The organism is Streptococcus sp. CL9.43, assembly GCF_049737935.1.
GTDB classification, from domain to species: domain Bacteria; phylum Bacillota; class Bacilli; order Lactobacillales; family Streptococcaceae; genus Streptococcus; species Streptococcus infantis_I.
The window spans coordinates 371920-394771 of sequence record NZ_JBKOTS010000002.1; the positions used below are offsets into that span (position 1 = coordinate 371920).

A 22852-nucleotide genomic window follows, 5' to 3' on the forward strand; every position below is an offset into this window, starting at 1 on the left:
TCATTTATAATTAGTTTTGCTGTCTAGTAAGTTTTTAATAGAAACCACTTTAGTTGATTTTTGAGGATTTTCTTGTTCAATAAGACCACCAGAATGAAAATCTATTTCTGAATCAGCGGTGATGATATTGTCTGCTAGGAAATCCTCACTGATAACCTTTTGAGAATATTTTAACAATCCTTCTTCTTTTAAAAGCTCATTCGCAATTTCTGGATAGACACTTGTTTTGATTATTTGTAATAGTTTTTGATTCTCATCACTTAACTCATTTTCTCTTTGTAGCTTCTGTTTTAAATCTTCATTAGTTGACTGTAGTTCAGAATTTAAACTACGTAACTTATCTGCTTCTTGTTTATAGCTGGCCGCAATGTTTGCTATTTTCTTGTAGTATTGGCTAATTTCTACCAATGCTCTTTTCATAGCACCTGGAGCACGATTTTTTGCCATAAAATTGTCAGGATCTATGGTCTTATAAGTAATTACAGCTTCATAATTTTCATCTTGGTATTTAATTTCACTTTCTTTTAAAAAATCCCTGAATCTTTTATTACGTCTAATGGTTGTATCCGCAACATTTTGATAGCCATTATTCCTAACATAGTCACCAAACCGAGGGATTTTTACCAAGCTTAAATCACAGGAACACTGGGAAATTAAATACTGTTCAAACAAATGAATCAATTCATCATCAGAAATTGATTTCTTTCTAGCCATTAGACTTATTCTCCTCTAAAGATAGTTGTTTAGCATTTAAGTAATCTTGATAGGTATTGCTAACTGTTTTTAATTTCAACAAAGCTTCTCCAATATCTTCAATATGACCTTTCCCTTGCCTAACTTTTCTAATCGCTTCATCTACAACCATAGCTTTTTCATCAACTGACTTTTTAAATGTTTTATCCATTGAAAAATAATCTTTACCTGCTTTACGGTAAAAAGGGCAGCTCGTACAAGCACCTAGTTCTGCATGCTCACTAATAACTTTCAGACAATCTGAATAATCACCTTTCGCAAAGCGGGGTGAGTAACACCGTCCTTTATTTTCTAAAGTGATGTATTGTCCTTGTGCTGTATAAAATGGCTGTCTCTTACTTATGGTGTAATTCGTATTCTTACTCGTTAGTTTACGATACATTTGATAACTACGACATTCAATAAATTGGCTTAAATTTGAAAAATAGTGAGATGAAGTTGTCACATCTTCATGACCAGCTAAAAGCATAGCTGTAACAGGACTAGCCCCTTCTGCAATTAAATTGATCATTGCAATGTGTCTCGTATCCCCAATATGAATCAAATTAATCTCGTTTTCATCTAATCTAGCTGGAAAACTAAAATAATTAACTTGATAACCGTATTTTTGAGAAATAATCTCATTAAAAAAATACCTCAAAATAGTATTGAGATTAGTGTAAGTTAAAAATCGGTTATTAACACCTGTTCGACGACCCCAACGGTTATAATGAGGATCAGTCACAAATAATGTATCTAATTTAGTAGAATTATCATTTTCCGTAAGTTTGAGGTAAGTCTTTATTTCAGAAGCTAATGAATTAGTAATTTCATAAGTATTCAAAGTATAATCTTCAGAAATTTTATGTGCAACAAGTCGATCCCTTCCTTTGATTATATTTCTCCTTAATGTAAGAAAATATTTTCCATCTTTCTCGGTTAAACAGTTTCTTTGTATTAAAAGAAATTCTCTTGGCCTTAAAGGTAAAATTGCTGTAATCTGCCACCAGAGATACAATGGATAATAAAATAGACGTTCTTTCTTAGATAATGTTTGAGACCAATAATCATTTAAAATGTCATTAAAAGTAAAATAGGATTGAAATTGCGCTAATTGTCTTTGCTGTTTTGACCTCTGCTTTTTTTGAAGGTTGATAGTTAATTTATTATCTAATTGCTCCAATAGTTGATTTAGTTGACTATCATCTGAACAGGGAAGATTTGAGAAAAAGTCAATACATAAACCAGGAAATTTTACAGAAATATTTTCTAAATCTAAAAACGTATCTTTGGTTGTATTTTTAATAATTTGTTTAATATCCATTAGAAATAGCTGTAAAGTTTTTAAAACATGTTGTTTCATTGAGAAAACAATAAAACTTTTTAAGTAATCGATAAATTCCTTATAAGGCAACTGAAAAATTGATTGATAAAATCTCCTATATTGAAATTCAGAAATGTTAAAAAATAGGCTAATATTGGCATATTCATTTGTAGTTTCCCATTTCTTATGATCAAAATCGTAACTTAGAATAATTCCTTTATCAAAATAGTCATCGAAAACTTCTTTTGCTCGCAGAACACAATCACGGTCAAAAGTTTCAAAATAATTTTCAATTTTAAAAAGTTTAGCTTGATTGTTCAATTTATTAACTCCTTTATTATTTCTTCGTAATCATGTAACACGTCATCTCCATATTGCTCGCATAAAGCTTGCAACATTTCAGTTAAACAAGGTTTTATTTGTTCTTCTAAAATACTCCGAATTTTACCTTTTTCTAAATCAGTTCGAACTCTAGAGTATTGTTTGTTCAAACGATTGAATTCTCCTACTAATAACAATAAAGTAGATTTCGTTTGTAATTCATAATGACAACCGATGCAATGTTGCCTATCGTCATATGGACAAATCTTTCCAAGCGCAGATAAAAGACACATGCTTTCACCTTGTTTTGAGAAGGCTTCACCGTTTCCTATACGATGACAAATAGTAAGAAGTTGATTAGGCTCTGCTTCTTCTTCTACCAAAATCTTTAATGCCTTTTGCGATTTCACTTCTGCCTGAATGCTTAAAGCCAATGTTTTTTCAATCTCATTTGGTGTCAAATCTAACTGTTTAATCATCTGAGTCTGTTGACTAGGACTTAATTCTTTATACTTTCCTCTAGTTACAATCGTCAGGATCATTGATGGAATCATAGATAAAACACCTCGTTCAAATAGTTCTCTCGCAACCATTTCTGGTTTAAGCTGGCTTAGTTGGGCATCTTTTAGGTACGTTGTTGTAGTTTGTGCAAATTCATCGAATGAACCTTTATGGCTACGGGCTAATGCGGCTAAAAAATAGCCTTTAATATTTAACTCAGATTTTTCTTGCAAAACATCATCTGCTAACATGGCAACAGTTTGAAGATAGGATTTATTTGCAGATCTAGAACTAAAATTCCTTTCAAGAAATAAGTCTCCAATTTCTTTCCCCATATATCGACTAATTCGTTTATATTCTTTTATTTGTCGAATTAAAGGTTCATCATTATTATCTTTATTCAACTGATAATGAGCTTCACAGATAGCCAACAACGTTCCAATCAATACCTGACAACTCTCAGGGACCTGAAATTTAATCTGACTAATATTTTTAGTTCGCTTTGTTTTGTTTGGAGTAATATTTAAATAAGTTAAACGAGTTGTAATACTTAAAAGAGTTCTTCTTGCCTCACTGCTACTCCAATTACCACTTCTAACTGATTTTAGAACTTCTTTCGGTGTTCTAGGAAGTTGTGGATGTCCAAGTTGTTCTAAATCTGTTCCACGTAGCGCACATATAAAATGAAGTGCTAGAAATAGCCAGGTATCTGCGTAGTCTTTTGAGATTGCTGCTTTATAAAGCATATCTTCTTTTCTAATGTAATTGTCATTAAAAAGAAAATACAGTAATTCTAAATATTCGTCTAACTCATAAGCGTTAGTCTCCTGTTCTAATGTGTATCGAGGTGTAAATTCATATCTTTTGTGATAGTTACATCTCGTTTTATTCATTAACCACTTTAAAAAATCAATAAAAACTTCGCCTTTTTGCTTTTCAAGTGCATATACTGCTTCTTCAACCAACAATTCAATCTCATTATCATTACAGAGAAATAAATCTCTTTTAAGATAAAAAGCAAGAAAATCTTGAACATAAAACATGTTTTCCTTAGATAAGTTGCTATCTTCTGAGTATTGCTGAAAATATTTGTAAGTTAATGGGAATTTTTGTTTAAATATAGGCTGAATTCCTGCTAAACCAGTTGGTCCAAGAAGATAATTGGTTATTTTTTCTATTAATAATTGAGCATCTTTATCTGAGATGGAATAGTTATCCAAATCAATCTCTATATTAAACCAATTGTTATCAACTAAAAACTGACTAATTTTTCCTTTATACTGTGTATCGTTTTTTCCGAGTTCACTTAACAGATTTTCGATTAAAGATTTAATTGAATAAGTCATACATTACCTTTCTAACTTATCACCAAAAAGTTCATTTGCTCGCCAATTCATATAGTCAAAAACACCATTATTAACTTGACCATATTGTTTTGCGATTTCTCCTTTGTTTTGTAGATAAACCCAAGCACTCTCAGGTGATTTATCACCTCTTGCTGACATAAGCTCACTGATTTCAGAAACCCCAGATAATACTAACTGTGTCGTGTACCAGTGTCTGAAAATATGTGGGGAAATATTATTCTCCTGCAAAAGCTGCCCAAAAAAGACAACCTCTGCATCATCAGATTTTAAGAAGATTGGGATCATTTCGTCGCGAATAATCTTACGAAATCGTTGATAGTATACATCGTATGATAATGCTTTTCCTCGTCTGTTAAGATTTAAAGGTCCATAATCCTTCTCATACTTCTTACCTTCCAGATAAGTCATATAGTCATTATAAGTGTCTAAAAAGACCTCCAGAAAGATATAAGGTACTGCTTGAAGTCTTTCCTTTTTAATCCGTCCAGTTGGCTTTAAATCGCTTCGGAGAGGTATTTCTTTTCGTAGATCGATCTCAATCTTAAATACTTGCCCATCACTTTGGTGAAACAAAATACCTGGCCCTAGAGGACTATCTTCACGTCTTACATTGCATGCTTCTGATGGTCTTAAGCCAACAAAGGCTCCCAAGGCCACAACCATGAGTAGATCTTTATGATAGTGTGCTATGTGAGAAAATAACATCTCAAAAGCACTATTTGGCATATCACGAAAAATAGCTTTCTCAGTGTTGCTATCATCTACGTATATTTCAAAATTTGGTTCTTTACGCTTTATAACCCGTCCTCTACTATTCGTAAAAGTTGTCGTAGCATACAATTCTTCTGCTTTTAACTTAGCCTTTCCCTCTCGCTCACTTAAATAAAGAGTTAAGAAGTCAAGAACTGCATTTACGCATTTTTCAACGGTGCTTTTCTTTCTTTTTCCTCTATCTCCTGGTAACTGAGATAATCCATAAAGCGTAAAAAATTCTCTAACCATTTCAAGTGTAAGTTGATCTATACTTTTAAGTCCAGAAGTACCAAATATAAAATTTAGAAACTTAACAACGTATGAAAAACGTTTGTTTCCATCGTCTGAGATAGACTTAATTTTTGCGGTAGATTTTACATATCTATGAAAATCAGTGAATTGTAATGTACCATCATCATGTTTGAGTGCAATCAATTGCTTTGTAACGATATTATTATCACCTAGAATCAGCGAATGTTTATATACAACAAATCTCATGCTACCTCCTTGTTTATTATGACTGAAGGTTCTGACTGTGTTTTATAATGTCAATACACAAAAAAACGATCAAGTCAGTACCATTTTCCTTTGTGCTCTAACTGCATAAAGGGAATATCGATGAGTACTTTCATTGATCGTTATTATTATTTAAATTAATTCAATAATAAAAGTAACTTCATCTAAGTAATAAGAGCAATTAATTAGCTCAGCAACAACGATAACCACAGCAAATCCTTCTAAACAATGAAAGGAATATCCGCCGTGGCTATCTATTTACTTTTGTTATTTTACTTCTGTAAGTTACTTTTGTTATTTTTACTTTTTCTGTATTATATCATATTTTGATTAAATTGTCATCTGAGAAAGTGATTTTAAAAAAACTGGAAATTTTTTCAATTGTATATTTTGACAATAAAAAACACTTTTATGTCAATTTAATGATTTTAGAGCGTTTTTAGCTTATTTGATTTTAAAGTTGTCGTCTATTCCTCAGAATTACTTGAAGAAGTAAAAGTAACTAATAATGTCAAGTTATTTATTGGAAAATGAAAAAAGCCTTAAAATCAAGGCTTTTCTATACTTTCACAAATAATCCTAATAAATTTCCATTCAATTTCTTCTAAGCATCTTTTCTAAAAATTAAATTGACAATCTCATCTTCTGAAAAGCCTAGCTCACCAAGTTTTTCAAACAAAATTTTAACTAGCTTGTTAGATTCTTGATATCTTATCTCTTTTATTTCTTGCTCGCTTGCTATGACAAAATATCCTAATGTTCCACAGCTAGTAACCAAATTCTGTTCTTCAAGAACTTTCATTGCTTTTTGGACAGTTGCCGGATTACACTTCTCGTTTTCTGCTAATCTCCTTATTGAAGGAATTTGTTGTTCAGGTGCATAATCACCTCTTAAAATAGTCGTTCTTAATTTTGATGCAATTTGTAAATATAGATGGTGTTTCATTTAATCTTTTTATTATCACTTTCCCTAACAAACTTCCAATATGCAGAATAAGGGATGACTGTAGCTAGTAGAAGATAGTATTTATTTGCAAACATATCTGCTACTCCTTTTGCATTGAAATGAATAGGAACTGTCTCAGGGAGAAACCCACAAATAATGACTATGATGACCATCATTCCCAACAAAACCAAAATATCTTTTAACAGTCTATTTTTCATCTTATTTTCCTCCTTTAACTAGATAAAATTTAACTTGGTCATTTTTATATAAACTCTAAACGAAATAGCCAGTAAAATTACTGATACTGCTTGCAAAACAAATATAATCGGAAGATTAAAAAACCAATTAAGCAAAATAGGCGTAATAAGCGTAATCATACTAATAATTCCAGTTACAATAACAGGAAGACTTTGTTTGACAACTATCATCTCACTGTCCCAATCATAGTTAGGATATTTTTTATTTAATGAAATTCCGATTACCATTATAAAAAGGGAGTAACATATAGGAACAATAACTAGATTCATAACTTGAATAGGATTCATATCAAGTTTCAGCATAAATACAGATACAGAAATCATATATCCAATCAAATGAAGTGTAAGGTTGACAGCTATCTTAGCATTTAAAATCGTTTTCACTTCAACTGGAGAACTTTTCAAAATCCAAATATTTTTACCTTCTAAAGATATAGATGAAGCTGCTGGACAACTGAGTGAAAGCATAGATGCAATAAAGACGGGAGCTAAGTTTGAAAGATACTCATTTATATTTTCAATTCCTGCAGAATTTCCTATTTGACCTACAGAATTAAACAGGAAACATATACTAAAGACACATAAAAGAATCACTCCAAGCCCAGCATTCAAGACTGCCATATAAGAACTTAAAAATCGTCCAAGCTCTTTTTGATACAAGGAAAAAAATACCGATTTTCTTTCATAAGATACTTTGTCATTAGCATAACTTGATTTTGTATTGGCAAGTGTATTAAGTAGTCCATACTTCAACGAAGCAATTTTGACAAATAGATAAAAGACGACTATTGAAAGAACTATATAAAATCCCATCCCATAGTACATTGGAAAATTGTAGTATGACATAAATAGTCTAGAAATTGGATACAGTCCAGTAATTTGCTTAGCCAGAGTAACCCCAATACTACTTTCATCACCTGATTGCAAAGCTGATAATGCAAAATATCCAATTATACCTAGCATCGCAAATGAAAAAATAAGAGAGATAACATTTTTTCTTTTAAAAAAAGATGAAGCGACAACAATAACGAGTCCCATGCATGCCGCTATACACATGGGGATCAAAGGGGCAAAAATTATAGAAGTAAAATACAATATAATCTGTAGGAGGTTTAAACTTCCGTTCAAGCCCCATATAATTCCACCCGGAAGCATAAACATCAAGCCTATTAAAAAATTCAATAAGTACATAAACATGAACTTGCTGGTGATAATATACGAACTTTTAACAGGTAAGGATTGGAGAATTTCCATATCTCGACTGCCAAATAAAATGCCATTCGAATAAAATACTGTCAAAAATAATATTGAAAAACTTGAGACAGAGACCATATATGCTGGAATCAAGTTCTGCTGTCCGACGTGTACCAATGTTTTCGCTGTTATTATATTATAAACAAAGCAAAATAAGGAAAGAGTTATTATGCCAAAACTCGCAATAGCCATTGAACTTTGTTTTTTATTTCGTGAATCTCTAATCACGTTAATAGGAAAGAAATTAATCAATTGCGCTTTAAGCAGTATCCAAATGTTACTCATTGTTCTGCACCTCCATGAAAAATGCCTCCAATGATTCATCACCTTTGACGTCTCCTGTATTGCCACTTGCAATTAACTTTCCATTTTTGATAATGGCAATCTTATTACATAATTTTTCCGCAACATCCAATACATGGGTTGAAAAGAAAATAGCACCTCCATCTGAAACACACTCATGCATAATTTTCTTTAGTAGGAAAGTTGCTTTGGGATCTAGCCCAACAAAAGGTTCATCTAAAATCAACAGTTTGGGAGAATGTACAAGTGCAGAAATAATGGCTGTTCGTTGCTTCATTCCATGTGAATATGAAGAAATTATCCCCGAAAGATGATCAGTCATATCAAATAAATCACCGTATTTTTGTATTCTCTCCTTGCGTATCTTTGTAGGAATTTCAAACAATTCAGCAATAAAATTAATATATTGAAGTCCTGTCATATGTTCATACAAATCTGGATTATCTGGGATATACGCCATCATTTTTTTACAAATAACAGGTTCTTCTTTAATAGAATGACCGTTGATAATTATACTTCCGTCTTCAAAATCATGGATACCGACAACTGCCTTTATCGTTGTCGTTTTGCCTGCACCATTTGCTCCAATAAAACCATAAATATCTCCAGGCTGTACTGAAATAGATAGGTTATCCACAACCTTCTTGTCCCCATAACTTTTACTAAAATTCTTTATCTCTAACATATTTTCACCTCTATTGACAATTTGTCAGTCATATTTTGAAATAATACCGATAGCTTGTTTTGATTTAGCTATCGGTACATAGTTCTCTTTACAAACATTCTATCTTTTTTAATTGCTAAAGAGTCCTTTTGTATTTAGATTTTGTTCCAGCATTATCTTAAATGCATTCAAGTAATCTTTGACAGTTTCTTTCTTTGAAGTTTTTATACCTATGTTATTTGAAACAAAAACATAGGCTGTCATCAGAAATTCTGCTGTTTCTGATGGATATTTTACAGAAAATACTTTTTCTGAGATGCCTTGATTTATTATCCTCTCAAAATATATAGTCAGTTTTTCAATGAGCTTATGAGATAACTTATCTAACATATAACGATTTTCTTCAAGATCAACCGTCTTTTGTAACTCAGTTCCTTCCGCTGAAACGTTATCTGTAGAGATTATTGTGGCATCTATAAAGGCTCTTATTTTTTCAATAGCAGTTTTGTCATCATCATAGACAATCACGTGAATAACACTCAATAATTTCTCTGAATAACGTTCCACGAGACAATACAGAATATCTTCTTTATTCTTAAAGTGATAGTATAGCAAACCTCGTGATATATTTACCTTATCGACTATATCCTGAGTTGTTGTGTTCGCATATCCTTTCTCCATAAAGAGGAGCATAGCAGCGTCCATAATCTCAGCCCGTCGAATTTCCGGATCTTTTACATCTCGCATTTTATTCCTCCTGCTTATAAATTATACTACTCTACTGACAAATTGTCAATTATAAAATTACCTTTTTGAGGATACCAAAAAAACCTTGACACTAAGGCTTTTTCGTTAACATTTTTTCTAAGCTCGTACAAGCAGTGATGCTGCCTCAACATGTGCTGAGAGCTTTCTTCTATACTAATAGACGAAAGGGTGTGAAAATGATTTTTAAATGATACTGTGGAACGGAACAGTAGCCCTAGTATTGACTACTGTCGTTTCTATTCATATTGGCTATTCTAGGACTGAGATGAAAAAATCTATAAATGCTCAGAATAAAATTGAACCCGCAAATCTCCCCAAAACAATGGTGAGTCATGTACTTGTATTATTCCGAAAAAATACACCTCTGGTGCAGTGAGACAAATTGGTGTATCTTATAGTGGCTTCGTAGATGAAAGCTATACTCTACTATCACTCTTTGATGATGTAGAACAAATTGAAAAAGATAATAGACTTCAGACAGCTATTGATGTTGTCAGAGAACAGTTTGGTTTTTTAGCCATACAAAAAGGAACCGTCCTAACTGAAGGTTCCAGAAATATTGAACGCAGTAAACTTATCGGTGGTCATTCCGCGGGTGGATTGGAGGGATTAAAATGAAACAAGAAAAAAATACAGTACAATTTTCAGAAATCCGTAGCAAAGGATGTAATGATATTGAAATGCTTGAAAGATTTTTACATGGAATCGTTGAAACAGCAACTTCAAAACTTCGTCAGAGAAAACTCAAAACAACTGAAATATCGATACGACTAGTACATGCTAAATCTGAAAACCGATTACCATTGGAATTTACATTTAGCATTAAGCCAACAAGCTCATCTGTGATAATCTATACTGAGGTAATCAATCGCTTTAAAGAATGTTACACAGGTGGGGGAATTCAAGGTTTTACGATTCAATTTGATAAAAATACCCTTGCCTCTGCATAGAAAGGATTTGATATGATTGACCGTTCATATTTACCATTTCAATCAGCAAGAGAGTACCAGGATACAAAGATGCAAAAATGGATGGGCTTTTTCCTATCTGAACATGCATCAGCACTCTCTGATGATACAAACAAAGTAACGTACATGTCTGACTTATCACTAGAGAAGAAATTATTACTCCTCAGTCAAGTATACGCCGGGCAGCTACGCACACGCATTCAAGTGATTGAAAAAAACAAGCGTGTTTCCTACACTGGAACAATACCAAGTCTGACCAAAGATTTCATTTTGATAAAAACTACAACAGGTCACATCAATTTGAAATTAAAAGACATTATTAGTATTGAACTTGTCGAGGAGGTGCTCTATGAATCAGCTTGAGTTTCAGCGTAATCACCTACAAATGGACTATTATAGCGAGAGCTACCAAGATTTTGAACGTGACTTCTACCGCTACTCTAACATGAATATTCCATTGACCTTCCTAACTGATGATATCCTAAAAACAATGGCGACTTCACGTAAGAATTACTTTGTCCTTAATAAGGAAAAGTCCAGAGATAACCGCGATCACTTCTTCATATTTGAAGTAAGTACCGTAGATGAGAATCCGCTAATCTATCATTATACATATAAGAAAACTACAATATATTTAGCAGAAAAATAGGAGCAGTTCAATTGACTGTTCCTATTTTTAATATTCATAAAATCTAAAGTCTTTATACTCTTTAACAATGGAGTCGCCAACCAGAACAGACTATACTGACCAGCGACTACCTTAAATTTAATGTTTCAGATTTATTTTCTTATCTCTAATTTCATAAACTACATCTGCTACATTTTCGAGTAATCGTTTATCGTGGGTGATAAACACGATAGTTCCGGTGTACTCCTTCATTAGTATTTCCAAAGCCTCTAAACTTGGTATGTCAAGGAAGTTACTGGGTTCATCCATTATTAGGATGTTATATCTACCCATGAGCATTTTAGCAAGCAACAATTTTATAATTTCTCCACCGCTTAAAACAGATAAACTTTTTCCAATATCGTTCTGTTTGAACCCCATAGATGCTAGCACTGAACGAATTTCTGATATATTGTAGTCACAATCCTTCTGCATAAACTCCATAACATTCTGATTACTGTTGTACTTGTAACCATTCTGTGCAAAGTAACCTATTTTTGCCTTAGGCGAAATAGAAATTCCTTCTTCATGGTTTAAGATCATTTGGATTAAAGTTGTTTTTCCGATTCCATTACCACCAGTTAACGCCACTTTTGCTCCTAACGGAATTTGAAAAGATGCATTTTCAAACAGAGCCTTATCCCCAAATACTTTATTAATTTCTGCACCGACTATAGGGTATGGATTATGGAGCTCCAATGCTTTACTTTGCCTGAAACGAATTCTGCGAATGCCTTCCGGAGCTTCTACTTTTCCTAAGGCCGCAATCCTGTGCTCTAGGGTTTTAGCAGCATTATACATCTTTTTTTCCTTACTTCCTATTGATTTTTGATGAGCTAAACGCCCTCCGTCTTCAGTACTTTTTTTCTTTGAAGAACCTTTTGCCTTCTGTTCTATTTTACGAGCCTGTTTTCGCTTTTCCTCCGCAGCCCTTTCCAATCGGGCACGTTCCGCAATAAATTGTTCGTATTCTGCAGCTTGGCTCTTACGTTCTTCCTCTTTCTGACGAAGATAATCAGAATAGTTTCCCCAATACTCAGTGATTTTGCCATCTTTCAGTTCCCATATTTTATCTACTATTTCATCAAGAAAATAGCGGTCATGGCTAATAACTAACAGTGCACCTGTAAAATATTTTAGCTGTCCTATTAGAAAATCAATTCCTTCACGGTCTAAATGGCTCGTAGGTTCATCCGCTAAAATACCATGAACCTGTGCCGATAAGGCCTGTGCTATTTTAAGCCTTGTTTCTTCACCACCGCTCATAGTCTGTATATTTAATTGCTCAACACCTAGCTTGCCTACAAGTGCAAAATCTTTTTCCTCCTGCAGAGTTACTTCGTCCAACTGGGGAATATAGGCAAGTTCACCCAGACGATTCATTTTACATCCTGGGGGAGTTAATTCTCCTAAAAGTACCCTGAGTAAAGTGCTTTTTCCAGCACCATTTGCTACTACTAAACCAATACGGTCATAATCATATACTTCTAATTCATTTATATCTAAAACATCGCGTCCTTTGAATTCCACACGAATGTCTTTTGCTTTTAATATTAATTCCATAACATTTCCTCCTGTCTATAATCGCATGCTTTCATTTGCTTGTATGCAGGGAAAACCCTGCGATTTTAGCAGGAAGAGTTACATGAAAATAAGATACATAAATATTCCTCCAATATTGTTTATTTTAAATCTAATTTTCTAACCTCAGTTATCATTTGGCAAACTATAGCAATGCCAATAATTAAAATACCTGATAGTAAAAACCAATGATTTACACCGATTTTATCAGCAAAGAATCCAGAAAGAATTAACCCAATTGGCATAGCAAGTGACATGATACTTCCGATCAAAGAAAATACACGTCCTAAATATTCAGGCTTAATTTTCTCCTGAAAAAGAGCTGTTTGCACACCGCTATAAAATGGCACCGAAAGCCCCATTATTGCACAGCAAACTACGAATATTACAAATCCATTTGGAGGAAGTATTCCCGAAACGGCTAAACTGGTCCCCATTATAAAAAATGAACTTGTTATTAGTAATACATGCTTTTCGAAGCCCCCTAATCTTCCTAATAATAAGCCTCCTGCTAGCATCCCAAATGCAAAGGAAATTTCCGTAATAGAAATATGCACAGGCGTTCCATTAAAGTGTTCCATGCTTATTAAAGGAAATAGTGCATTGATTGGCATATAAACAAAAGTATATAGTGTTCCTAAGAGTAATAAGGCAAACAATCCTTTGTTTTGTCTCAGAACCACAACTCCTTCTTTCATCTCCCTTATGAAATTTGGTTCTAAACTTTGCACTTGATTACCCAGCTTAGGTATACGTACAATTGCTACCGTAATAGATGCAATCACAGCACCCAATACGTCGATGGCAATAATAGCATTTAAATCCCAAACGGAGTATAAGAGTGCTGCAACTGCCGGACTAACAATATAGCTTATAGACTGCAAAGACTGACTATAGCCTGCGCATTTCGTTAGCTGTTCTTCTGGTACTAAAAGTGGTGTAACCGCATTGAGTGCTGGGGTATGAAAAGCTGTTCCAATGCTACGGATAAACAATACTATCATAATCATCCAGACAGGTAGCTCCATACAGAATGCAACAATAGCAAGCACTGCACCAGCTGCTGCGATAATTAAATCGGCACCAATCATTATCTTCTTCCTATCATGACGATCCACTAGCACACCAATGGCAGGTCCCAAAATCGCATAGGGTAAAAAACCTACTAATGAAGCCATAGACAAGACCATCGCAGATCCTGTTTTTTCTGTAAGGTAAAAAATAATCGCCATTTGCAGGATGGCACTAGTGATTAATGATACTGCTTGCCCTGCCCATATTGCATAAAATTTTCGTTTCCAATTGTTGTATTTTTCCATTTATATTATCTCCTGCATATTATTTTGCTTGAATTTCTATTTTGAATAGCATTCTAGGCAATAAAAAATGCAGGCCAAACCCCACAATGTGGCTTTTGGTCTGCATACATACAATTTGGAAACATTCATATTAAAGACATAGTTAAATAAAGGTATAGTTAAATAACCAATATCCTCACCGTAACTAATGAATGCTCAATATCGTATAAATAAGCACAACAAAAAAGCCTATCATCGGGTATAGATTCTGCTTTTTTTATTGCCAGCTTATCTTAAACGCATTGAGGCTGTCATAGTTTCGGTTCCTCCTACATCTTTGTTTATATCAATTTATAGTATAACACAACAAGATGATATGTTCAATATAAAAGTTATGGAATGAGACTCATACTTCCAATTCGATGCCAGATTTAAAGGATATGACGAAGTTTTCTTCATAGACTGTAACGCTCTGGATTATCTTCCTTAGTAGCAAGCGATTAGCTTTCACAAAATCTTCTGTTTGTAGTTTTAAAAATTCATCAGGATTTTCTAACTCAACCTCAAAATATTTCATTTTACATTCCCTCATTTCATTTATTGATAAATTGAGTTTGCAAAAAAGAGTGGACAATTTTTGTCTACTCTTAACCTTTAAAATAGTTTTTTTTAATCGATTTGAAGTTGCCTAAATTATTACTTATTCGGTAAAATGAAGTATTGCTTTCAACAGATTTCCTTCAACTACACTTCACTTGATTCAAACAAGGTGGGTACATTTCTATTCCCACAAACTCCTTGTCAATGGAAACAAACACGTACCCACAGGGTAAATGGAAATAGAAACTGATAATTTCTAGCTATCACTTCTACTCATTCCAAAAATTTTCTCACTCTGATACTTACCCACCATAAAGCAAAAAGCCTTGCAATCAAGGCTTTCATTATCCCTTTCGTTCAAAGGTTTCTAAGCTTTTACGAGCAGAGCGACACACTCAGCGGTTCGCTATCTCCGTTCTGTCTGCGTGCTAGCACTTGTCAATCACGGACAGCTATCGCATGGGCGGAAGTAAATGCTAATCTTCGTCGTTTTACTCCTTGACTAGCAAACTTACCGCCTCAACATGGGTTTTAGAGGACTAAATGGAGTCTGAATTGCCTGATAGAGATGTAGTATTGATTAAGCAATCAACAAATAATGTACAAAACAAAAATAAAGTACACTGCTTAATGAGTGTACTTTATCCTTCTAATTCAGTTTTATCAATGGTTTAACTCTAGTTAAGTCGATTAGTTAAATGAATTTAGACTATTGCTTTTTATAACGACTATAAATTGTATGCTCAATGCTATAATTTATCTTCCAAATCTACTTCTTCATAATTTATCGGAATTAAAGCAACTTCACTGCTTAGAGTAGATTGTTTTTCATTTTCACTTATTTGAATGGCATTTTTGAGTGAAAAAATAACTTCTCTTACAAGATTTAATAAATCTAATGCAAACTCTTGAAGTTCAGATTCAGTTAGATACAGTCTGGTTTCATTATTATCTTCATTATCTTCACTTCCATTAAAAATATTCAATGTTATATTAGTAAATCTATGCTCTAAATAATTTCTAATAATTTTCAATCGCTTTGAGTTTGGATTAGCTGTTAAAGAATTATCACCATTATCAAAATCTTTCTCTATCCAAAATATAGATGACAGACCAATATTCTTATCCAACATTTTATTTAAATCACTATTTGATCTCCAAATTGAATGGAAATTTACTTTTCGAGTTTCAATTTTTAAAGAATAATATTCATTTATAAACATAGCTACTTTATCTAATAATGAATATAGTGTTTTAAAAGATGCTTTTAATCCTTCAACTCGGATAGAGTATTGTACGTAGTCTAGACAATCAATAAGATCAACATTCTCGTCAGCATAATGAACCGAATCACTCTCAATGCTATTAAAACAGAGATAACGGGCATAAACATATTCTTGCTTAATTTGATTAAACATAGAAATATATTTGTTTAAATCTTTATCCGATTGAAATAATAAACTTGGTAGTAAAAGATTATCATCATATCTATTTATATCGTCAGCTTGTAAGTCATTAAGTGGATTAAGATACAGCCCGTTGTTCCAACACCATTCACGATACTTTTGTGAATTAGGATTATAATCGATTGTTTTACAAGAACATTCATCTATATCTTTATAATCAAGATATTGTTCGTAAAGTTCAATAAATCGCTTTTCTGCATAATCAACTCTGTTTGGATCTGAAACAGTTATGCTTGTTTCTATTAAATTTTTAATTTTTTTAATAAAGTGGAGGTGTTCGTTATCATTCAAAAAATTACGATAATGATCTAGACAAATAGCTAAGTTACCACTAGCCATTGTGAATCTTGGATTGATTTGTATACATTTACAATACATCTTAATAGCTAACTGCTTTCTACCACAAGCATCTAATAAATTTGCGTAATTAGTGTAAAGTGAACATAATAATGGGAAAACAAACCTACTGTTCTCAGAATTTATATCAACTTTATTTGAAATTTCTATAGCTTTTCTAAAGTAATAAATTTGTTGAACTGTAAAATCGGTATCTATGTTGAAAACTAAGTTATCACTTAGTTCAAATATATCAGCGTATGCTGTCCCAATAGAATAAAATAATTGAATTTTGGAAATATCATCAATAGTGTTTTCCATATTTTTTCCAAATTCTATTAGTCTATGGATTTCCTTTATATTTTTATGTTTAAAAGCATTATCGAAATCCATTGACAATTTAAGTACACTATGATTAATTGGATTATTTGTTAACATCTTCACCCCAAACTAAATATTTCGATTTTAAATTTGATTTTCCTTTATTTTCCTGTTCTTCAACTAACATATCAGATAAAAACTCTTTTATCATGTCCCAATTAAAATTCTCTTTAAATCCTCTACTACCATCAGAAGGAACATTTAATGAAAATGTTGCAAATACGGTTTCACAAGTTCTTCTTGGAAATTTTGCTAAGTAAGAATCAAAAAATGAATTTGAATACCTATAATGATGGCTATGAATAAAGTCTTTCCATGTATTTAGCATAGTCTCTTCGTCTATAATATCTATTACGGAAACTTCTTCAAGTGGTCGGTCTTCAATATTTCCCCATGCTTTTTTCATTAAATTAACAGCATCTACATCGCTCTTAGGAGCACTGTATCCAAAAATAGTTAACATATATGAATGATCGACAAAGTAATCTAATGCTTTCCAACACCAATTTATGTATCCATCGGAAGAATAGTCTTTGTTTTTTACGGGATACAATAATTTTGTTGGATTTAATTTTTTATAACATGTTGGGCAGTAGCAATCTACTCCTCCAAACTCAATATGTTCTTCACAAAACCCAACAGCTACATTCCCATGTAAACAAAGAATTTTTGGCAAGTTCAGAGTAATTTTTGAGCAGCGAATATAAGCCTGTATAAGTAAAGGGTCCCAATTAAACGTAGCTATACAATCTTTATTAGTTAAACTTAATATTAAAAAATCATAAATTGTTGGTTCATCAGGTAACTCCAACGAAGCAAAATAATCATAGAGTCTTTCTTCTAGCTTTCTAACTATTTCGGAGCACTCTTCTCTCTCAAATAATTCTGAGTAGATATCCTCTAAATTTTCGCTCTTTGTCTGTAATTCAACACCAGCAAGAATTTCTTCTAAATTTAGTTTTTTTAGCAATCCATTCATAACTGAAGAACTTTTGCCGTTTTTATCACCATCTGGTATTGCTGCAATAGTAGCACCAGCGCCTAGAATAACTGTATGCGATCTCATCTCATTTCTCCTGAAAGTCTTTTGACACTATTATACCACTGTATCTACTTTATTTATGCTTCAAATACTAATCTTATAACCATAAATATTTTAAATAAAATGTACAATTGAACCACCACTTCTTCTACACCAATTAGAGTAAAAAATGTACAAATCAATTTCTTAGATTAGAGAATATTACGTACTACAAAACATACAAAATACCACTCCAAAATAATGTACAAAACAAAAATAAAGTACACTTTTTAAATAATGTACTTTATGCTTCTAATTCAGTTATATCAATGGTTTAACTCATGTTAAGTCAATTGTACATAAACTTTTAGTTTTTTTAGGAATATATAATGTAACCAAAATTTTAGGTAACCAAAAATTTTTTTAGGGCTAATTATTCTTAATTATGTACTTTATTTAAGTGAAAACTAAAAATTGTTCAAATGACATTAACTTTTAGTTTTTCTATCAATGTTTAAATAACTTTTACATAAACTTATAATTTTCTCTAAAATCAATAAAATCCAAAACACTCTGTTGATTTGGATTTTTAACTCTCTATTAAATGTTTAAAATTATTCAAAATACTATTTAATATATGCTTTATACTTAACTTTGCTAGACATTACTATATAACACGATGCAACAATAACAATAATTCTGATTAGATACATTCCGTAATGATCGTCACTCATAGTCAATTGAGAAAATACATTAATCATTGAATGTGTCATCACACAAATCTAGAGATTTTTTGTTTTTAAATAAAGAGCTGTAAGAATAAACGAATTTGTCAGCAACCCAAATAAAAAAGGTACTATTTGAAGGATGGCTAGAGAACCATCTATATAAAAGAACAATAAATGCCAAATTGACCATATGATAAATGTTAAAATTGTCGCTTGAAAATAGTGGAACTTTTCTTGTAAAAGTGGCTGAAATACATATCTCCAACCAATTTCCTCCAAACCGCCAAATACAATAAACTTGAAAAACATCAGAAAAGGAAGATACCAGATAAATTGTACGATTTTCCCCCCAAAAAATAGAAAAGAGAAATCAAGAATAATAAGAAAAAATGCTAATAAATAATGTTTATAACTGGTCTGAATGTTAAAAAAATCTTTTATTATTTTCTTTAAGTCAATCTCATAATAGCAAATGCCAACAATGCTACCCCATAAGGCTGTAGAGATTCCACCAATCATTACTCCGAAAACATTTACTAGAACAGAATGAACGCCATAATGATTGCAGAAAAATACAACTAAACAAACTAATAATAATTGACTAAAAGTCCCTAGTAAATAAACTGCAAGAGCTTTTTTTCTACTCATAGCATCTCCCTTTGGTTATAAAAAAACAGTTTAAGAGTTACATTTTGTACATAAACAAAATTATGCAATAAATATATTTCCCGATCTTTTTGTTTCTAAATTTACATAACTTAAATTATGTTTTTATAGTAGTAAATCTTTCACTTTTCCAATTTCACTTTTTGGTATCACGAGATGAATCATATCACCTAGATACATCCTTGTAGATCCATTAACTGTCTTACTCTTCCCATTATGTACTTGGGTTGTGATGAGTACGTTGTGTGGTAAATTGAGTTCATGTACCTGCTTACCAGCTATCTTATCAGAAACTGGGATTTCTATAAGAGTAACTTCACCATCGTCACTTGCGGTTTCTGGTAACATTTTTTCAAGCATGGCTTCATAGACAGGCGCTCCTTTGAGCAGATCCATAACAATATAGGCAACTAGGGTTACCATCCCTAAAGGCATGAGATTTCGGATATCCCCAACCATTTCCGTTACAAGAATCATAGCAGTCAAAGGTGCTTTTGAGATAGCCCCAAAATACCCGCTCATCCCCAGAATTACAAAGATAGGGAATTGCTGCTGGGTAACAAGGCCTAGATTGACACAAATAACACCTACCAGGGCACCAAGTAAGGAGCCTAAAGCTAAAATTGGCAAGAAAATACCACCTGGTAGTCCACTACCATAACTGATCATACTCCAGATAAAGCGAATAATAAAGTAAGCCAAGAGAATTTGAAAACTAAAATCCTGTTCTGTTAAGGATAAGACAACCTGATTGCCTCCACCAAGTATCTGTGGTAGGAATATTCCTACTGGAATGATAAGGAGAAAGGCTAGAATAGGATAATAGGCCTTATCCAGATGAATCTTTTGACCAATCCAATCATATACTTTTCCGACATTCAGAACGGCTTTTTCATAGAGAAAACCTGAGAGTCCTAGAAAAATTCCCATCACTAGATAAATCCAATATTGGCTCAAGTTCATGAGAGGGATATTGTCCGGCATATCAAGTACAGGTGTTAAGCCAAAGATGAGAAGGGAAACAAAGTTTGCTACTAGACTAGCAGCCAAGGTAGAAACCCAGAAGAATCGTGAAAAATGGTGATAGACTTCTTCTACTACAAATAATAACCCCGCAATCGGTGCATTAAAGGCTGCAGCAAGTCCAGCAGCAGCTCCGCTAGCAATCAAAGAACGCTCCTCAACAGGGCTAGAATTGAGCCATTTAGCAATTCCTTTTCCTCCAGCGGCACCTAGCTGAATACTGGGACCTTCACGACCGAGCATGAGCCCACTCGCAATGGCCAAGATACCTAGAATGTATTTCTTCCAGAGGACACTCCACCAGTTGAGAGACATGAGACCTTTTAACTCGGCTTCAACTTGAGGAATACCAGAACCTTTGATATCTTTTTCTGAACGTGTTAATTTGGCACTAAGTAAGCAAATGAGGATATAAAACAATAAAATAATCAATAGATTCCGTATCAGATTCTCTTGGTCTTGATAAAATCCTTGAACGATATGAAAGCCTTTTTCGATCAAAAATCGAAATGATCCTACAATAATTCCTACGACTAATCCAACAATAATACCTCGCCCTACTTGAGCTAAGATCGTACTGGACGCGAAGGCAAATTCTTTCTCGGAACTAAGTATTTCCGATTGTTCCTCCATAATTCTCTCCTTTAATTATCTTTTACTAGTTTCTGAAACGATCGTTTTAATTGGTTCAAAACTGGTGCGATGAATAGGTATGACACCGTGCTTTTCAATTCCTTCTAGATGCTTAGCAGTACCATAGCCAGCATTTTGAGCAAAATCATAGCCTGGAAATTCTTGGTCATAGTTAGCCATGATCTTATCTCTGGTAACTTTAGCTATAATCGATGCTGCTGCAATAGATAAGGAGTTGGCATCCCCTTTGATGATGGATGTCTGAGAAATCAGCAAGTCCAACTTCATAGCATCGATCAAGAGGTGCTCTGGTTGTGGCTCAAGCTGATAAATAGCTTCCTTCATGGCTAGTTTCGTCGCTTCATAGATATTGACTTGGTCAATGACATGATTGTCCATAATCCCGATACCGATTGCTAAAGCACTATCCTTAACGGCTTGAAAAATCTCCTGGTGTTTTTTCTTAGGAATTTTTTTACTGTCATTTAAACCTTTAATTTTACAATTTTGAGGTAAAATCACTGCAGCAGCTACCACTGGACCAGCTAGCGGACCACGTCCAACCTCATCTACACCTGCAATTAGAGATATCCCTTTACTATATAGATCTTTTTCATATCGAAGCATGGCTTCTAAGCGAAGATTTTCATCCATTTCTGCTTGGATGGCCTTTTTACGCTTTTCGATTTCCTTTTGTACACCTGAACGAGAATCTTTTTCAAATTCCTTAAACAAGGGACTTTCAAGTTCTCTTATCTTTGCTAATGCTTCTTTTATTTCTTTAATCGTTGCCATTGAGATCATCCAATGTATCTAAGGTATAGTTACCAAGTTTTCCATCACGAATTTCTTTGACAAAGAGATTGTAAAAACGATCGTAATCATCACGGAAACCAAGGGTACGCGTCATATCCATGATAATTTCTGGAGCCTCATCGTCCAGATTCATTTGTTTGAAACGTTCTTGAAGCTTTTCAGGATAATGCGTTTTAAAGTAATTGAGACCGAAAATCGTTACCTCATCCATTGGAAGCAACTGATCCTTGATTGCTCCCGTAAGGGCAAGTTTAAGAGCGACCGTTTCATCTTCGAATTTTGGCCAAAGAATCCCTGGAGTATCCAAGATTTCAAGATCTTTATTGGTTTTAAGCCATTGCTGGCCTTTTGTCACACCAGGCTTGTTTCCAACTACAGCAATTTTCTTACCAGCTAAACGGTTCATCAGAGTTGATTTTCCTGCGTTGGGAATCCCAATAATCATGGTGCGTAAGGTTTCAATTTTAATCCCACGTTCTTTTTGACGAGCTATCTTATCTGCCATGAGTTTCTTAGCAGCATCCGTTACGACTTTTACTGTTATTTGTTCCTTAGAGTTGATAGCAAGTGTTTGAATGCCTTGTGATTCAAAGTGCTGACGCCATTCTTTTGTTAATACTGGGTCCGCAAGGTCTGCCTTGTTTAAAATTAATAGTCTTGGTTTATCTCCGACAATTTTAGTCAGCATCGGATTTTGACTAGACAAGGGCAAACGTGCATCTACTAAAACTGTTACAAAATCAACAAATTTTAAATTTTCCTGGACCTGACGTCGTGCTTTGGACATATGCCCAGGAAACCATTGAATAGTTGCCATTTTATTTCCTTTTCTTCATACAAACTTATTCTATAAAACATAGATGATTACTGACTATTTTACCATATTTTGGCTATTTTTGCAGATGAATGATATCTTAATGAAATGGAAATCCCCCTTTACCAAGAGGAAAAGAGGGATAAAA

21 protein-coding genes and 1 pseudogene are annotated in these 22852 nt (G+C 33.3%); 4 read left to right on the forward strand and 18 right to left on the reverse strand.

The features are described 5' to 3' along the window. The 9 genes from ACLNCS_RS05100 to ACLNCS_RS05140 all read right to left on the reverse strand — a co-directional run bounded on the left by ACLNCS_RS05100 (window position 1) and on the right by ACLNCS_RS05140 (window position 9685). Entirely contained in the window at window positions 1-714 is a 714-nt protein-coding gene (locus tag ACLNCS_RS05100) for a hypothetical protein (RefSeq protein WP_006151858.1), read from the reverse strand. Then, window positions 707-2377, reverse strand: coding sequence for a hypothetical protein (locus ACLNCS_RS05105; RefSeq protein WP_049498825.1), 1671 nt, complete (start codon window positions 2375-2377; stop codon window positions 707-709). Before ACLNCS_RS05105 ends, ACLNCS_RS05100 begins: the two co-directional genes overlap by 8 nt. Beyond that, entirely contained in the window at window positions 2374-4224 is a 1851-nt protein-coding gene (locus tag ACLNCS_RS05110) for a hypothetical protein (protein ID WP_049498826.1), read from the reverse strand. Before ACLNCS_RS05110 ends, ACLNCS_RS05105 begins: the two co-directional genes overlap by 4 nt. A 3-nt stretch (window positions 4225-4227) precedes the next feature. After that, window positions 4228-5496, reverse strand: coding sequence for a site-specific integrase (locus tag ACLNCS_RS05115; protein ID WP_049498827.1), 1269 nt, complete (start codon window positions 5494-5496; stop codon window positions 4228-4230). A gap of 622 nt (window positions 5497-6118) precedes the next feature. Further along, window positions 6119-6460, reverse strand: coding sequence for a GntR family transcriptional regulator (locus ACLNCS_RS05120; RefSeq protein WP_424847581.1), 342 nt, complete (start codon window positions 6458-6460; stop codon window positions 6119-6121). Continuing rightward, window positions 6457-6678: a DUF1648 domain-containing protein gene (locus ACLNCS_RS05125; RefSeq protein ID WP_049422429.1), complete on the reverse strand. Its 222-nt coding sequence runs from the start codon at window positions 6676-6678 to the stop codon at window positions 6457-6459. The genes ACLNCS_RS05120 and ACLNCS_RS05125 overlap by 4 nt, the downstream gene beginning before the upstream one ends. An 18-nt stretch (window positions 6679-6696) precedes the next feature. Beyond that, the gene (locus tag ACLNCS_RS05130; RefSeq protein WP_049422427.1) at window positions 6697-8256 is read right to left on the reverse strand and encodes a putative ABC transporter permease subunit; all 1560 of its coding nucleotides are present in this window, start codon (window positions 8254-8256) and stop codon (window positions 6697-6699) included. After that, window positions 8249-8959, reverse strand: coding sequence for an ABC transporter ATP-binding protein (locus ACLNCS_RS05135; protein ID WP_424847584.1), 711 nt, complete (start codon window positions 8957-8959; stop codon window positions 8249-8251). The genes ACLNCS_RS05130 and ACLNCS_RS05135 overlap by 8 nt, the downstream gene beginning before the upstream one ends. 108 nt (window positions 8960-9067) lie before the next feature. Beyond that, a complete protein-coding gene (locus ACLNCS_RS05140; protein WP_049422424.1) occupies window positions 9068-9685 on the reverse strand; it encodes a TetR/AcrR family transcriptional regulator in 618 nt (205 codons plus the stop codon). Window positions 9686-10078: 393 nt separating this feature from the next. On the opposite strand from ACLNCS_RS05140, the gene ACLNCS_RS05145 reads away from it, so the two are divergent. From ACLNCS_RS05145 to ACLNCS_RS05160, 4 genes are read left to right on the forward strand one after another with little or no spacing between them, the layout of a single operon-like run. Beyond that, window positions 10079-10324 (forward strand): hypothetical protein, encoded by a 246-nt coding sequence (locus ACLNCS_RS05145; protein ID WP_001813542.1) that lies wholly within the window; start codon window positions 10079-10081, stop codon window positions 10322-10324. After that, complete coding sequence (locus ACLNCS_RS05150; protein WP_000806926.1) at window positions 10321-10656, forward strand: DinB/UmuC family translesion DNA polymerase; 336 nt, start codon at window positions 10321-10323, stop codon at window positions 10654-10656. Before ACLNCS_RS05145 ends, ACLNCS_RS05150 begins: the two co-directional genes overlap by 4 nt. Before the next feature lie 12 nt (window positions 10657-10668). Beyond that, window positions 10669-11037 carry a hypothetical protein gene (locus ACLNCS_RS05155; protein WP_000567222.1) on the forward strand — a complete coding sequence of 123 codons (369 nt, stop codon included), beginning with the start codon at window positions 10669-10671 and terminating at the stop codon, window positions 11035-11037. Next, window positions 11024-11323: a DUF5960 family protein gene (locus ACLNCS_RS05160; RefSeq protein ID WP_001072467.1), complete on the forward strand. Its 300-nt coding sequence runs from the start codon at window positions 11024-11026 to the stop codon at window positions 11321-11323. The genes ACLNCS_RS05155 and ACLNCS_RS05160 overlap by 14 nt, the downstream gene beginning before the upstream one ends. Before the next feature lie 117 nt (window positions 11324-11440). Here ACLNCS_RS05160 and msr(D) read toward each other — a convergent pair whose 3' ends face one another. The 9 genes and pseudogenes from msr(D) to ylqF all read right to left on the reverse strand — a co-directional run bounded on the left by msr(D) (window position 11441) and on the right by ylqF (window position 22707). Beyond that, the gene (msr(D), locus tag ACLNCS_RS05165; protein WP_424847592.1) at window positions 11441-12904 is read right to left on the reverse strand and encodes an ABC-F type ribosomal protection protein Msr(D); all 1464 of its coding nucleotides are present in this window, start codon (window positions 12902-12904) and stop codon (window positions 11441-11443) included. A gap of 119 nt (window positions 12905-13023) precedes the next feature. Continuing rightward, a complete protein-coding gene (gene mef(A) / locus ACLNCS_RS05170; RefSeq protein ID WP_000417519.1) occupies window positions 13024-14241 on the reverse strand; it encodes a macrolide efflux MFS transporter Mef(A) in 1218 nt (405 codons plus the stop codon). A gap of 385 nt (window positions 14242-14626) precedes the next feature. Beyond that, window positions 14627-14797, reverse strand: coding sequence for a hypothetical protein (locus ACLNCS_RS05175; protein WP_000873143.1), 171 nt, complete (start codon window positions 14795-14797; stop codon window positions 14627-14629). Window positions 14798-15569: 772 nt separating this feature from the next. Then, a complete protein-coding gene (locus ACLNCS_RS05180; RefSeq protein ID WP_049422417.1) occupies window positions 15570-17060 on the reverse strand; it encodes an LA2681 family HEPN domain-containing protein in 1491 nt (496 codons plus the stop codon). Then, a complete protein-coding gene (locus ACLNCS_RS05185) occupies window positions 17047-18069 on the reverse strand; it encodes a hypothetical protein (protein ID WP_049422415.1) in 1023 nt (340 codons plus the stop codon). Before ACLNCS_RS05185 ends, ACLNCS_RS05180 begins: the two co-directional genes overlap by 14 nt. Before the next feature lie 581 nt (window positions 18070-18650). Continuing rightward, window positions 18651-19400 (reverse strand): annotated as a pseudogene (locus ACLNCS_RS05190) (CPBP family intramembrane glutamic endopeptidase). Between the two features lie 123 nt (window positions 19401-19523). Beyond that, complete coding sequence (locus ACLNCS_RS05195) at window positions 19524-21074, reverse strand: ClC family H(+)/Cl(-) exchange transporter (protein WP_254724184.1); 1551 nt, start codon at window positions 21072-21074, stop codon at window positions 19524-19526. Window positions 21075-21089: 15 nt separating this feature from the next. Continuing rightward, entirely contained in the window at window positions 21090-21869 is a 780-nt protein-coding gene (locus ACLNCS_RS05200; protein ID WP_424847595.1) for a ribonuclease HII, read from the reverse strand. Continuing rightward, window positions 21856-22707 carry a ribosome biogenesis GTPase YlqF gene (gene ylqF / locus ACLNCS_RS05205; RefSeq protein WP_254724186.1) on the reverse strand — a complete coding sequence of 284 codons (852 nt, stop codon included), beginning with the start codon at window positions 22705-22707 and terminating at the stop codon, window positions 21856-21858. The genes ACLNCS_RS05200 and ylqF overlap by 14 nt, the downstream gene beginning before the upstream one ends. Window positions 22708-22852: the final 145 nt, after the last annotated feature.